General features: G+C 72.6%; 9 protein-coding genes. 5 read left to right on the plus strand and 4 right to left on the minus strand.

Features of this window, described 5'->3' with window-relative positions; all coding sequences use genetic code 11:
• Positions 1-40: 40 nt before the first annotated feature.
• Positions 41-3,580, minus strand: a complete 3,540-nt coding sequence (gene mfd, locus BGK67_RS15055; RefSeq protein ID WP_069920574.1) for a transcription-repair coupling factor — start codon at positions 3,578-3,580, stop codon at positions 41-43.
• Between the two features lie 264 nt (positions 3,581-3,844).
• Between mfd and BGK67_RS15060 the strand changes: the two genes are divergently transcribed.
• Genes BGK67_RS15060 through BGK67_RS15070 form a run of 3 tightly spaced genes read left to right on the plus strand, consistent with a single transcriptional unit; the run spans position 3,845 to position 5,888 of the window.
• The gene (locus tag BGK67_RS15060; RefSeq protein WP_069920575.1) at positions 3,845-4,090 is read left to right on the plus strand and encodes a type II toxin-antitoxin system Phd/YefM family antitoxin; all 246 of its coding nucleotides are present in this window, start codon (positions 3,845-3,847) and stop codon (positions 4,088-4,090) included.
• Complete coding sequence (locus BGK67_RS15065) at positions 4,087-4,455, plus strand: type II toxin-antitoxin system VapC family toxin (protein ID WP_069920576.1); 369 nt, start codon at positions 4,087-4,089, stop codon at positions 4,453-4,455. The genes BGK67_RS15060 and BGK67_RS15065 overlap by 4 nt, the downstream gene beginning before the upstream one ends.
• Positions 4,456-4,478: 23 nt before the next feature.
• Positions 4,479-5,888, plus strand: a complete 1,410-nt coding sequence (locus BGK67_RS15070; RefSeq protein WP_079154192.1) for a DUF2079 domain-containing protein — start codon at positions 4,479-4,481, stop codon at positions 5,886-5,888.
• 104 nt (positions 5,889-5,992) lie between these two features.
• Here BGK67_RS15070 and BGK67_RS15075 read toward each other — a convergent pair whose 3' ends face one another.
• Positions 5,993-8,575, minus strand: a complete 2,583-nt coding sequence (locus BGK67_RS15075) for an ABC transporter permease (protein ID WP_069920578.1) — start codon at positions 8,573-8,575, stop codon at positions 5,993-5,995.
• Positions 8,572-9,348, minus strand: a complete 777-nt coding sequence (locus BGK67_RS15080) for an ABC transporter ATP-binding protein (protein WP_251063796.1) — start codon at positions 9,346-9,348, stop codon at positions 8,572-8,574. Before BGK67_RS15080 ends, BGK67_RS15075 begins: the two co-directional genes overlap by 4 nt.
• 442 nt (positions 9,349-9,790) lie before the next feature.
• On the opposite strand from BGK67_RS15080, the gene BGK67_RS15085 reads away from it, so the two are divergent.
• Both BGK67_RS15085 and BGK67_RS15090 read left to right on the plus strand, forming a co-directional pair.
• Positions 9,791-11,440, plus strand: a complete 1,650-nt coding sequence (locus BGK67_RS15085; protein WP_069920580.1) for an MFS transporter — start codon at positions 9,791-9,793, stop codon at positions 11,438-11,440.
• An 82-nt stretch (positions 11,441-11,522) separates the two neighbouring features.
• Complete coding sequence (locus BGK67_RS15090) at positions 11,523-12,437, plus strand: hypothetical protein (protein ID WP_244291213.1); 915 nt, start codon at positions 11,523-11,525, stop codon at positions 12,435-12,437.
• Between the two features lie 127 nt (positions 12,438-12,564).
• Here BGK67_RS15090 and BGK67_RS38315 read toward each other — a convergent pair whose 3' ends face one another.
• Positions 12,565-13,437, minus strand: coding sequence for a coiled-coil domain-containing protein (locus BGK67_RS38315; protein ID WP_069920581.1), 873 nt, complete (start codon positions 13,435-13,437; stop codon positions 12,565-12,567).
• Positions 13,438-13,522: the final 85 nt, after the last annotated feature.

A 13,522-nucleotide genomic window follows, 5' to 3' on the forward strand; every position in this document is an offset into this window, starting at 1 on the left:
ACGGCCCGAGAGGGCCGCCGGGCTCCGCGCGCGCCGTCCGTCAGGATCCGAGGATGGTGGTCAGGAACTCGCCGGTCCAGGCCAGCAGTTCCCGCCCGACCAGCGGCTTTCCGCCGACCCGGCCGGTCTTCGGGCGCGGGATGAGCACCTGCGAGGTGGCGGGCTTGAGCACCGCACCCGGGTAGAGCCGCTTGAGGCGCAGCTCCTGCGACTCGCGCAACTCGACCGGCCCGAAGCGGATGTTGGGGCCCTGCAGGGTGACGTCGGCGACTCCGCAGGCGCGGGCGAGCATCCGCAGTCCGGCCACCATCAGCAGGTTCTCCACCGGCTCGGGCAGCTTACCGTAGCGGTCGGTGAGCTCCTCCCGCACGGCCTTGACGTCCGCCTCGGAGTTGGCCGAGGCGATGGACCGGTACGCCTGGAGGCGCAGCCGCTCGCCGGGCGCGTAGTCGTGCGGGACGTGCGCGTCCACCGGCAGCTCGATCTTGACCTCGAGCGGCGGCTCCTCCGGCTCGCCGCCCTCGACGGCGGCCCGGTAATCGGCCACGGCCTCGCCGACCATGCGGATGTAGAGGTCGAAGCCGACGCCCGCGATGTGGCCGGACTGCTCGCCGCCCAGCAGGTTGCCCGCGCCGCGGATCTCCAGGTCCTTCATGGCCACGTACATGCCCGCGCCCATCTCGGTGTGCTGGGCGATCGTCGCGAGCCGCTCGTGGGCGGTCTCGGTCAGCGGCTTCTCGGGCGGGTAGAGGAAGTAGGCGTACCCGCGATCGCGGCCGCGGCCCACGCGGCCGCGCAGCTGGTGCAGCTGCGAGAGGCCGAAGTTGTCGCCGCGCTCCACGATCAGGGTGTTGGCGTTGGTGATGTCGATGCCGGACTCGACGATCGTCGTCGAGACGAGCACGTCGAACTTCTTCTCCCAGAAGTCCACCACGACCTGCTCCAGAGCCTGTTCGGACATCTGCCCGTGCGCCGTCGCGATCCGCGCCTCGGGCACGATCTCGCGCAGCCGCGCGGCGGCCCGGTCGATGGACTCGACCCGGTTGTGGATGTAGAAGCACTGGCCCTCGCGGAGCAGTTCCCGGCGGATGGCCGCGCCGATCTGCTTCTCCTCGTACGGGCCGACGAAGGTGAGCACCGGGTGCCGCTCCTCCGGCGGGGTGGTGATCGTCGACATCTCGCGGATGCCCGTCACCGCCATCTCCAGGGTGCGCGGGATCGGCGTCGCGGACATGGTGAGCACGTCGACGTTGGCGCGCAGCTTCTTCAGCTGCTCCTTGTGCTCGACGCCGAAGCGCTGCTCCTCGTCGACGATGACCAGGCCCAGGTCCTTGAACCTCGTCTCCTGCGAGAACAGCCGGTGGGTGCCGATGACCACGTCGACCGAGCCCTCGCGCAGGCCTTCCAGGGTGGCCTTGGACTCGCTGTCGCTCTGGAAGCGGGACAGCGCCTTCACGACCACCGGGAACTGGCTGTAGCGCTCGGAGAAGGTGCCGAAGTGCTGCTGCACGAGCAGGGTGGTGGGGACGAGCACGGCGACCTGCTTGCCGTCCTGGACCGCCTTGAACGCCGCCCGGACGGCGATCTCGGTCTTGCCGTAACCGACGTCGCCGCAGATCAGCCGGTCCATCGGGACCGACTTCTCCATGTCCTCCTTGACTTCGGCGATGGTGGTGAGCTGGTCGGGCGTCTCCGCGTACGGGAAGGCGTCCTCCAGCTCGCGCTGCCAGGGGGTGTCGGGGCCGAAGACGTGGCCGGGGGCCGCCATGCGCGCGCTGTAGAGCTTGATGAGGTCGCCGGCGATCTCCTTGACCGCCTTCTTGGCCCGCGCCTTGGTCTTCGTCCAGTCCGCGCCGCCGAGCCGGTGCAGGGTCGGGGCCTCGCCGCCGACGTACTTGGTGACCTGTTCCAGCTGGTCGGTGGGGATGTAGAGGCGGTCGCCGGGCTGGCCGCGCTTGGCGGGGGCGTACTCGACGAGCAGGTACTCGCGGGTCGCGCCCTGGACGGTGCGCTGCACCATCTCGATGTAGCGGCCGACGCCGTGCTGCTCGTGGACGATGTAGTCGCCGGCCTCCAGGGTCAGCGGGTCGATCGTCTTGCGCCGGCGGGTCGGCATCCGGCCGAGGTCCTTGGTGGCGGTGCGCTGTCCGGTGAGGTCGGTCTCGGTCAGGACCGCGATCTTCAGTGCCGGGTCGACGAAGCCGGTGTCGACCGACCCGCAGGAGACGTGGACGATCGACGGCTCCAGGGCCGTGAGATCCGCCTCGAGCCGCGCCGCGATGCCCTCGCCGCCGAGCACCTCGACGGTGCGGGCGGCCGGGCCGTGGCCCTCGGTGAGGTAGACGGTGCGCCAGCCGTCGGCGATCCAGCCCTTGGTGTCGGCGAGCGCGCGGGCGGTGTCGCCGCGGTAGGCCTCGGGGGCGTGCATGCCGAGCTTCAGGGTGTCCCCTCCGGACAGGTCCGCCTCGTCGGCGGCGAAGGGGGAGACGGACCACCACATCATGCCGAGCTCGCGGGCGTGGTCGCGTACGTCGGCGATGCCGCGCAGGGAGGCGGCGCCGACGTCGATGGGGGCTTCGCCGCCGCCCGCGGTCGCCGCCCACGAGGCCATCAGGAACTCCTGGCTGGTCGCGACCAGGTCGGCGGCCCGGGTGCGGACCCGCTCGGGGTCGCAGACCACGGCCATCGCCCCGGCGGGCAGCACGTCGATGAGCAGTTCCATGTCGTCGACCAGGACCGGGGCGAGGGACTCCATGCCCTCGACGGCGATTCCCTCGGCGATCTTGTTCAGCAGCTCGCCGAGCTCGGGGTGGGCTTCGGCGAGGACCCTGGCCCGCTCCCGCACCTGGTCGGTGAGCAGCAGCTCGCGGCAGGGCGGGGCCCACAGTCCGTGCTCGGCGATCTCCAGGGACCGCTGGTCGGCGACCTTGAAGTAGCGGATCTCCTCGACCTCGTCGCCCCAGAACTCGATGCGCAGGGGGTGTTCCTCGGTGGGCGGGAACACGTCGAGGATGCCGCCGCGCACCGCGAACTCGCCGCGCTTCTCGACCAGCTCCACCCGGGCGTACGCGGCGGCCGCCAGCGCCTGGGTCACCTCGCCGAGGTCCACGCTCTGGCCCTGCCGCAGGGCCACGGGCACCAGGTCCCCGAGCCCCTTCACCTGCGGCTGGAGCACGGTGCGGATCGGGGCGGCGACCACCGAGACGGGCCCGGCGGCCGGGTCGTCCTTGCTCGGGTGCGCCAGGCGGCGCAGGACGGCGATCCGGCGGCCGACGGTGTCGCTGCGCGGGCTGAGACGTTCGTGCGGGAGCGTCTCCCAGGACGGGTAGTCCACGACCTCGTCCGCCGACGGCAGCAGCGAGCGCAGCGCGGCGGCCAGGTCCTCGGCCTCGCGCCCGGTGGCCGTGACGGCGAGGACGGTCCGCTCGGTCTGCCGGGCCAGCGCGGCGATCGCGAAGGGCCGTGCGGCGGCCGGTCCGACCAGGTCCACGTGCATGCGGTTGCCGTCCCCGGCCGCGGTGACCGCCTCGGCGAGGGCGGGGTCCCGGGTGACGGCGTCGAGCAGTCCGTGCAGGCTCATGTGGAGGCTTTCCATCCGGTGAGGGTCTGAAGGGGCAACGCGAAGGACCCGACACGTCGCACGGGCCGGGGGGTTCCCACCCTACGCCCGCCCGTCTCCCGACCGCCTCCCCTCACGGAGGCGCTGCGCGCGCCCCCTGGTTAGCCGCCCGCCGCCATGCGTGGGGGATTCGGGTCACCCGGGGGGGTGATGGAGCTGGCGTCGGCCGGGCCGACCCGACTACGCTTGGTCCAGCAGTTAGTCCACTTCTGCTCTGGAGACCCCATGGAAGCGGCCCGGCAGTACAACGTCCACGAGGCGAAAACGAACTTCTCCAAGATTTTGGAGGCGGTCGCCACCGGCGAAGAGGTGATCATCAGCAAGGCCGGTGAGCCGGTCGCCAAGGTGATCCCACTCGCGGGGAAGGTGCGGCGCACCGACTACGGCTCCCTCGCGGGCCGTATCAGGATCGCCGACGATTTCGACGACCTGCCCGACGGATTCGCCGAGGCGTTCGAGGTCGACGCGTGAAGCTTCTGCTCGACACCCACGTCGTCCTGTGGTGGATGAACGGGGAGCTGCCCGATGAAACGCGGGAGCTCCTCGGGCGCGAACTCGCGGTGTACATGAGCGCCATCACGCCCTGGGAGATCTCGGTGAAACAGGCGGCGGGCAAACTCACCAGCACCGAGGATCTGGCGGCGCAGGCCTGCAACACGCAGTTCCAGCCCCTGCCCATCGATGCCCGCCACGGCGCCCTGGCAGGCAAGCTGCCCCTCCACCACAAAGACCCCTTCGACCGCATGCTGGTCGCCCAGGCCCAGTCCGAAGGGCTCACGCTCGTCACCCGCGACAAGTTCATCCCCCTCTACGATGTCGACGTACTGACCGTCTGAGCTCGCCGAGGGAGCACGAGGCCGTGACGAGCGATGCGATAGCGCGGCCCGAGGCAGCGCCGGGTCCGGTGCGGGCCGCGCGGGGCGGGGGCCGGTGGGCCGGGCCGTACGCGGTGGCCGGCGGTCTGTTCCTCGTGTACCTCGTGCTGTCCGTCGGACGGTTCCGGCGGATGGAATGGGCCTCCTGGGACCTGGGGATCTTCGAGCAGGCCATCCGCGCCTACGCGCACCTCCGGGTGCCCGTCGCGGACCTGAAGGGGCCCGGGGCCAACATCCTCGGGGACCACTTCTCCCCGATCATCGCGCTCATCGCGCCGCTCTACCGGGTCTTCCCCGGCCCCCTCACCCTGCTGGTCGCCCAGGCCGCGCTCTTCGCGCTCTCGGCGGTCCCCGTCACCCGGGCGGCCGGACTGCTGCTCGGCCGGCCCCGCGGGCTCGCCGTCGGGATCGCGTACGGGCTGTCCTGGGGCATCCAGCGGGCCGTGGAGTTCGACTTCCACGAGATCGCCTTCGCCGTGCCCCTGCTCGCCTTCTCGCTGGAGGCGCTGCTGGACCGGCGCTGGCGGGCCGCCCTGTGGTGGGGGCTGCCCCTGCTCTTCGTCAAGGAAGACCTGGGCTTCACGCTCGCCGCGCTGGCCGTGGTCGTCGCCTGGCGGGCCATGCCCACCGACCGGCGGGCCGCCTGGACGGCCCTCGGGGTCGCCGGCGGGGCCGCGGTCTTCGCCGTCCTCGTGTTCACCGTGTTCATACCGGCCTTCGCCACGGCGGGCTACGGCTACTGGGACAAGATCGACGGCGCGGGCCCCTTCGCCGGGCTCGGCACCAAGGCGCAAACCCTGGCCTGGGTGCTGATCCCCACCTCCGGGCTGCTCGCCCTGCGCTCCCCGCTGCTGCTGGTCGCCGCCCCCACCCTCGGCTGGCGGTTCCTGTCCGGGGACGACCACTACTGGTCCACCGACTGGCACTACAGCGCCGTGCTCATGCCCGTCGTCGCCCTCGCCCTGGTCGACGCCATCGACACCGTCCGGCGCGGCGAGCGGCCCTGGCTGCGCTCGTACGCCCTCCAGCTGCCGACCGCCGTCCTCGCCGCTGGCCTGGCCCTGAGCGCGACCAGCCTGCCGACCGAGAAGCTCGCGCAGGCCGGCACGTACCGCAAGCCGGCCCGCGTCACCGCCATCGAGGAGCTCCTCGGCCGGATCCCCGACGGGGCGACGGTCGAGGCCGACACCGGCCCGCTGACCCGGCTGACCTCCCGCTGCCGGGTGCTGTGGATCGGCGGCAGCAAGGGCGTGGTCCCGGACTGGATCACCCTCGACAACTCCTCCAAATGGGCCGGCGAGGACCCGACCGGCTACGCCCGCCAGCTGCATCCCGGCGCCCGGTTCACCCTGGTGGGCGAAGCGGAGGGCGTCGTCCTGATGCGCCGCGAGTGACACGGCGGGCCGCGCCGGACACGGGGGACGGCGGGAAACGACGCCGGTCCGCAACCCCTCGAGGTCCCGGACCGGCGTACCCCCGTTGACGACCGCGGGCGCCGCTACTCGCTCGCGATCGCGTTCAGGACGTTCATCCGCCCCGCCCGGAAAGCCGGGACCAGTGCGGCGAACAGGCCCACGAAGGCCGAGGCGGCGAACACCCCGAGGATCGTCGGCCACGGGATCTCCAGCACCTTCAGGCCCTGGAGGGCGAGCAGCTGCTGCGCGGTGGCCCCCCAGCCCATGCCCAGCCCGAGGCCGAGCAGGGCGCCGAAGAGGGCGATGACCACCGACTCCAGGCGGATCATGCGGCGCAGCTGGCGGCGGGAGAGGCCGATGGCGCGCATCAGGCCGATCTCGCGGGTCCGCTCGACCACCGACAGCGCCAGGGTGTTCACGACGCCCAGGACCGCCACGATGATGGCGAGGGCGAGCAGCCCGTAGACCATGTTCAGCAGCTGGCCGACCTGGTCCTTCAGGGACTGCTTGTAGTCGGCCTGGTTGCGCACCTTGTACTGCGGGTACTCCGCCAGGGCCGCCTTGACCGCCGCGTACGCGGTGTCCTGCTGCCCGTCCTTCGCGCTGGCCAGGAGCATGAAGGGGCGCGGCATCCGGTCGGCCGGGACGTTGGCCTCGGCGACGGCGGTGCTGATGTACTTCATGGTCTTGTCGAGGTTGCCCTCGTCGCTGGTGATCGCCGCGACCTTCAGCTGGACGGTGTTGCCGCCGGTGAAGGCCACCTTCAGCCGGTCACCGAGCTTGATGCCGTGCTCGGCCGCGTACAGCGAGCCGACGGACATGGAGTCCTTGCCGTACGCCGCCGCGTGCTCTCCGGCGATCATCTTGCGCCGGAGGTCCTGGGCGTAGGTGGGGTCGGTGGCGCCGAGGCCCACCTCTTCGGTGGTGCCGTCGGGCGCGGTGACCTCCGCCTCCACCTCGCGGTAGGCGGTCACGTGGTCGAGGCCGGCGGTGGCGCGCAGCGCCTGCTCGGCCTGCGGCATCACGGGCTGGCCCGTCTCGGAGTTGACGATGAAGTCCGCGCCGACCGACTTGTCGAGCTCGTCGGTGGCGGAGGCCACCATCGAGGAGCCGACCACGGACAGGCAGGCGACCAGCGCCAGGCCGATCATCAGCGCGGCGGCGGTGGCCCCGGTGCGGCGCGGGTTGCGCAGCGCGTTGCGCTCGGCGAGCCGGCCCACGGAGCCGAAGGGGCGCAGCACCACGCCGGAGAGCACCCGCACCACGCCCGCGGCGAGCAGCGGGCCGATGACGATGAAGCCGATGAGGGAGAGGACGACGCCCAGGCCCAGCCAGAGCGAACCGGGTCCGGCCTCGTCGGCGGCGGAGGCGAGGTAGAGGCCCGCGCCGCCGGCGGCGGTGAGCACCAGGCCGAGGACGGCGCGGACGACGCCGGCCTTCTTGTCGCCGGGGGTGCCCGACTCGCGCAGGGCGGCCATCGGGGAGACCTTGCCGGCCCGGCGGGCCGGGACGAAGGCGGCGACGACGGTGACGACCACGCCGAGGACGACGCCGGCGACCGGCGTGGTCCAGGCGACGGTGAGGTCGTCGGTGGACAGGTGCATGCCCATCTGGCCCATGAGCTCCATGAGTCCGACGGCCAGCCCGACGCCCGCGCCGACACCCAGCACCGAGCCGACGACTCCGAGCAGGAAGGCCTCGACCACGACCGACTTCAGCACCTGCCCGCTGTCGGCGCCGATGGCGCGCATCAGGCCGATCTCGCGGGTGCGCTGGGCGACCAGCATGGAGAAGGTGTTGAAGATCAGGAAGATGCCGACGAGGAAGGCGATCCCGGCGAAGCCGAGCATCACGTACTTCATGACGTCGAGGAACGAGCCGACGTCCTCGCGGTTGGCGTCCGCGGCTTCCTTGGAGGTCTGCAGCTTGTACGTGTCCGCGCCGACGGCCGAGGCGATGTTCTGCTTGAGCTGCTCGTCGCTCACCCCGTCTTCGGCGGTGACGTTGACGTGCGTGAAGGCACCCGGCGCGCCGAGCAGGTGCTGCTGCGCGGTGGGGGTGTCGAAGTAGACGACCGCCGCGCCCGGGTTGGTCACGGTGAAGGTGGCGACACCGCTGATCCTCGCGCGGAAGTCGCCGGTGACGGCGATGGTGCGCAGTTCGTCACCGAGCTTCAGGTGGTGCTTCTCCGCGGTGTCGGCGTCGACCATCACCTCGGTGGGGCCGCGCGGGGCGTGACCCGAGGTGATCTTCATGGACTTGAGCTCGTTGTCGTTCCAGTTGCCCGCGATGGTCGGGGCACCGGTGGTCGAGCCCATGTTCTCGTTCTTGGAGTTGACGACCGTGACGGACATCGACAGGACCGCGCCCTCGGCGCCCGCCACGCCCTCGGCCTTGCGGACCTGCTCGACGGCGGCGCCGTCCAGCATCTCCGGCTTGCCGCGGTCCGGGATCTCCTCGCCGCCCTTCGCGCCCTTCGGGCTCACGGTGACGTCGGAGCTGCTGACGGCGAACAGCTTGTCGAAGGTGGTGTTCATGGTGTCGGTGAACACCAGGGTGCCGCAGACGAAGGCGACGGAGAGCAGGACCGCGACGGCGGAGAGCGCCATCCGCCCCTTGTGCGCGACGAAGTTGCGCCGGGAGGTCTTCAGGACGGTGTTGCTCATGAGGTCCGCCCGCGCGCGTCGAAGTCCTTCATGCGGTCGAGGACCTGCTCGGCGGTGGGCCCGTACATCTCGTCGACGATCCGGCCGTCGGCGAGGAAGATGACGCGGTCCGCGTAGGAGGCGGCGACCGGGTCGTGGGTGACCATCACGATGGTCTGGCCGAGCTCGTCCACCGAGCGGCGCAGGAAGCCGAGGACCTCGGCGCCGGCCCGGGAGTCCAGGTTTCCGGTGGGCTCGTCCCCGAAGATGATCTGCGGACGGGCGGCGAGGGCGCGGGCGACCGCCACGCGCTGCTGCTGGCCGCCCGACAGCTCGGTGGGGCGGTGCTTGAGACGGCCGGCGAGGCCGACGGTCTCCACGACCCGGTTCAGCCACTCCGCGTCGGGCTTGCGGCCCGCGATGTCCATGGGGAGCGTGATGTTCTCCAGGGCGTTCAGCGTGGGCAGCAGGTTGAACGCCTGGAAGATGAAGCCGATCCGGTCGCGGCGCAGCTGTGTGAGCTTCTTGTCCTTCAGCCCGGTGATCTCGGTGTCGTCGAGGTGGATCTGCCCGCTGGTCACGGTGTCGAGGCCGGCGAGGCAGTGCATCAGCGTGGACTTGCCGGAGCCCGAGGGGCCCATGATCGCGGTGAACTGGCCGCGGTGGATGTCCACGTCCACGTCGTCCAGGGCGACGACCCGCGTCTCGCCGGAGCCGTAGGCCTTGACGACCTTCCGCGCCCGGGCCGCGACGGCAGCATGCCCTCCAGTACCCCCGTGCCTGGTTTCGGTCATAGCCGTTGTCACGGTCTTTCTCCTTCTTGGTGTCCTGCTCGGTGTGCTGCTCGTGTGCTGCTCGGTGTTCCGCTCGAAGCACTGCTCGGCTGCCGCTCGACCGCCGGTTGATCCGCCGCGCGGGGTGCGTGCGCCGCCGCGCGCCCAAAGTCTGTTGCGGGCCGGGCTCCGGCGCGCTGGTGCCCATCGCCGTATCCGCCCGGGGGTTAACCCCACCCCCGGGGCTTCCGGCCCGTGTGAACCAGTTAAGGACGCGCCGGAGACTTCCTCCTCCTCCGCCGGGACGAACGGCCCCTGGGCCGTTGTGCGGAGGGTCCCCTAGGGGTCCTGCACCCTTCGGCGGAGCTGCCATGGGGGATACCGCCGGATACCGCAGCGGTGAGAAGGTGTCCCCCGCGAGTACGTGCAGGGGGAAAGGAATCTCGTGGGGGCAGCGGAGAGCGTGGGGGGAAGACCGGACGGCCCTGTCGGCGGCACCCCGGCCGGGCCGGGGGCCGCGGCCGGGACGGGCCCTGCGGCCGGCGCCGGGTCGGAGGCCGGCGCCAGGTCCGTGGCCGGCGCCGGGTCAGCGGCCGAGACCGGGGCGAAGGCGGAGCGGCCGGCCCGGCCGCACGCCGCCGCCGTCGCCTCGCTGATGCTCGGTACGGCCCTCGTCGCGCTCGACACCACCATCGTCGCCACCGCCGTCCCCCAGATCGTGGGCGACATCGGCGGCTTCGCGGTGTTCTCCTGGCTCTTCTCCGGCTACCTGCTCGCCGTCACCGTCACCCTGCCCGTCTACGGCAAGCTGTCCGACACCTTCGGCCGCAAGCCCGTACTGCTCTTCGGCATCGGCCTGTTCGTCGTCGGCTCGCTGCTGTGCGCGCTCGCCTGGAACATGGCCGCCCTCATCGCGTTCCGGATCGTCCAGGGCCTGGGCGGCGGCGCCCTCCAGGGCACGGTCCAGACACTGGCCGCCGATCTCTACCCGCTCAAGGACCGGCCCAGGATCCAGGCCCGGATGTCCACGGTCTGGGCCACCTCGGCCGTGGCGGGCCCGGCGCTCGGCGGGCTGCTCGCCTCGTACGCCCACTGGCGCTGGATCTTCCTGATCAACCTGCCGCTGGGCGCCCTCGCCCTGTGGATGATCACCCGTCACCTGAAGGAGCCCGTACGGTCGCCCGGGCGCCGCGGCCCGGTGGACTGGGCGGGAGCCCTGTCGATCTTCGCCTGCGGCGGGCTGCTGCTCTTCGCGCTCGTCCAGGGCGGGGTCGCCTGGCCCTGGCTGTCCGCGCCCTCGATCGGTCTGCTCGGCGCGAGTGCGGTGCTGGCCGCGCTCGTGGTACGGGTGGAGCGCCGGGCCGCCGAACCGATCCTGCCGGGCTGGGTCTGGCGCCGGCGCACCATCGCCGCCGTCAACCTCGCCATGGGGGCGCTCGGCCTGCTGATGGTCGCCCCGATGGTGTTCATGCCGACGTACGCCCAGTCCGTGCTCGGCCTCGGGCCCGTCGGCGCCGGACTGGTCATGTCCGTGATGACCCTGAGTTGGCCCATCACCGCCGCCCTCAGCCAGCACGTCTACCGGCGGATCGGCTTCCGGCGGACCGCGGCGCTCGGCATGGGCATGGCCGCGGTGATCCTGTTCTCCTTCAGCCTGCTCCCGTATCCCGCCGAGCCGTGGCAGGCCGCGCTGATCATGCTGCTGCTGGGCGGCGCCCTCGGCCTCTTCCAGCTCCCGCTGATCGTCGGGGTCCAGGCCACCGTGGGCTGGGCGGAGCGGGGAACGGCGACCGCCTCGGTGCTGTTCTACCGCCAGGTCGGCCAGAGCGTCGGCGCGGCCCTGCTGGCCGCCGTCGCCAACGCCACCATCGCAGCCCGCCTGGTGGACGCGCCCGTCCCCGGGCTGCCGACCGCCCTGGACGACGTGACGAAGGCCCTGGACCAGCCCGGCCTGGTCTCCCGGGCGGCCGCCGACTACCTGCGCGAGGCCGTGGCCGCCGCCGTGGACCACATCTTCCTCTGCGCGACGGGCGCGGCCGTGGCCTCCGTGCTGGTGCTCCTGATCGTGGCGCCGCGCAGGTTCCCGGTACTGCCGGAGCACGTCGAGGAGTAACGGCCCCGTCCGGGCCGCGACTTGTCATGCCCGAGGTCAACGGGTTAAGTCGGGGCCAGGACCGTTTCCGGGGGGACGACGCATGGCTTCCGCATTACTCGCACTGCTGTTGCTGGCCGCGCTGGCCGGGCCGCTCCTGCTGCGGCTGCGCCGCAACCCGGCCTTCGTCACCGGCCGCGACGGCCGGCTCTCCACCTCCACCGCCCTGGCCCTGGCCTGGACGGTGATCCTGGTCTGGCTGCTGCTCGCCACCCTCGGCTACGGGCTCACCGCGGGCGGGGGCGCCGCCTATTTCCAGGGCGGGCACGGCCCGCTGTCCCCGCTGACGACCGTGTACCTGCCGCTGCTGGGCGGCCCGTACGTGGCGCTGATCGCGGCGAAGGCGGTGGTCGGCATGCGCGTCGAGAACGGCAGCATGGCCAAACCGACCGCGAAGTCCACGGTGTCGGGGCGGCGGCCGCTGCGGGAGCTCATCGCGAACGACAGCGGGCGCACGGACCTGGTCGACCTGCAGTACGTCGGCCTCAGCGCGGTCACGGTGCTCTACGTCGTCCTGTTCTTCCTCTCGGACGTCGGCGCCGGGCTCCCCCGCCTGCCCTCCGAAGTCTGGGCGCTGACGGGCGCCCCGGCCGGGGCGTACCTGGTCAACAAGATGGCCGTCCGCCCGAACCCGGTGATCACGGACGTCAGGGTCGCCGAGGGCCGCCTCACGGTCGAGGGCGGCGGCTTCACGAGGCCCGGCTCCACGCCGCCCTGCCCCACCCCTCCGGGCTCCCCCGCATCCGGTCCCACCGCGCCCGGGGCCCCCACGCCGGGCCTCACCGTGCCGGGCTTCGGCGCGCCCGGCCTCACCGTGAACGGCTCCGCCGTCCCCGTGGAACGCGACCCGCTGACCGGCGCCCTGACCGCCCGGCTCCCGGCCTCGGTCATACCCCCGTTCACGGTGATCGTCACCACCCGGGGCCTCCACAGCGACCCGTACTGCTACGAGGGCTGACCCCGCACCCCCGCCCGGGTGCCCTTCAGCCCCGCCTGGGTCCCCTTCAGCCCGCCTGGGTCCCCCAGCCCCGCCGGCGCTTGAGGCGCGGGGAACGGGGCCGGCCCCCGGCACCGGCCCGGCCGCGTCAGCCCTCGGCAGGGGCGCGCCCCGTCAACGCGGCCAGGCTGGAGCGGACGTGGTTCATGTGGGCCCGCATCTCCTCCTCCGCCTCCGCATGCTCCCGCAGGACCCGCTCCGTCTCCCGCCCCACCCGCTCCTCCGCCACCCGCGCCTCCGCGAGCAGCTCCGCGGCCAGCGCCTCCGCGTCCTCCTGGCCGTGCCGCGCCGCCTCCTCCGCCTCCGCGAAGCCCCGGCGTGCCTCCGCCAGGCGGGATTCGGCGCAGCGTTCCAGCTCGGCGTGGCGCGCCTCCAGCTCCGCCTCCCGGGCCGTCAGCTCCCGCTCGGCCGCCTCCCACCGCTCCCGCTGCTCCTGCTCGCGCTCCGCCTGCTCCGCCTCCGCCCGCCGCCGCGTCCGCGCCAGCGCGTCCTGCGCCTCCGCCCGCCAGGCCTGCGCGTCCTCCCGCGCCTCCGCCCGCGCGTCGTCCGCCTCCTGCTGCGCCCGCATCAGCCCCTGCCGGGCCCGGACCTCGGTCTGCTCGCGTACCGCGGCCGCGTCCTGGCGCGCCAGCTCCGCCACCCGTTCCGCGTACGCCTCGGCCGCGCCCATCGCCTCGGCCGCGTCCATCCGGGCGTCGCCCCGCAGGGTCTGCGCCTCCTCCTGCGCCAGCAGCAGGATCCGGCGGGCGCGCTCGCTCAGGTCCTCGTACGTCTGCGGAGCCAGCACGGACACGGCTTCGCGCAGCCGCGCCGCCTCGCCCTCCATCTGCTTCGCGAGGACGGTCAGCCGTGCCACCCGCTCCCAGGCCTCGTCACGGCTGCCGGACAGCCGGGCGAGATACCGGTCGACCTGATCCGTCCGGTAGCCACGGCCGCGCACAGTCGCAATGGGTGCACTCATCCGGGAAGCGCCTCTCTCGCGGGGATACCCGTCAAGGATGCGTCATTTGCTCCCGGAAGCCGGAATGGCCGGGCCGAGACCCCGT

This window comes from Streptomyces subrutilus, assembly GCF_001746425.1.
Lineage (GTDB): Bacteria > Actinomycetota > Actinomycetes > Streptomycetales > Streptomycetaceae > Streptomyces > Streptomyces subrutilus_A.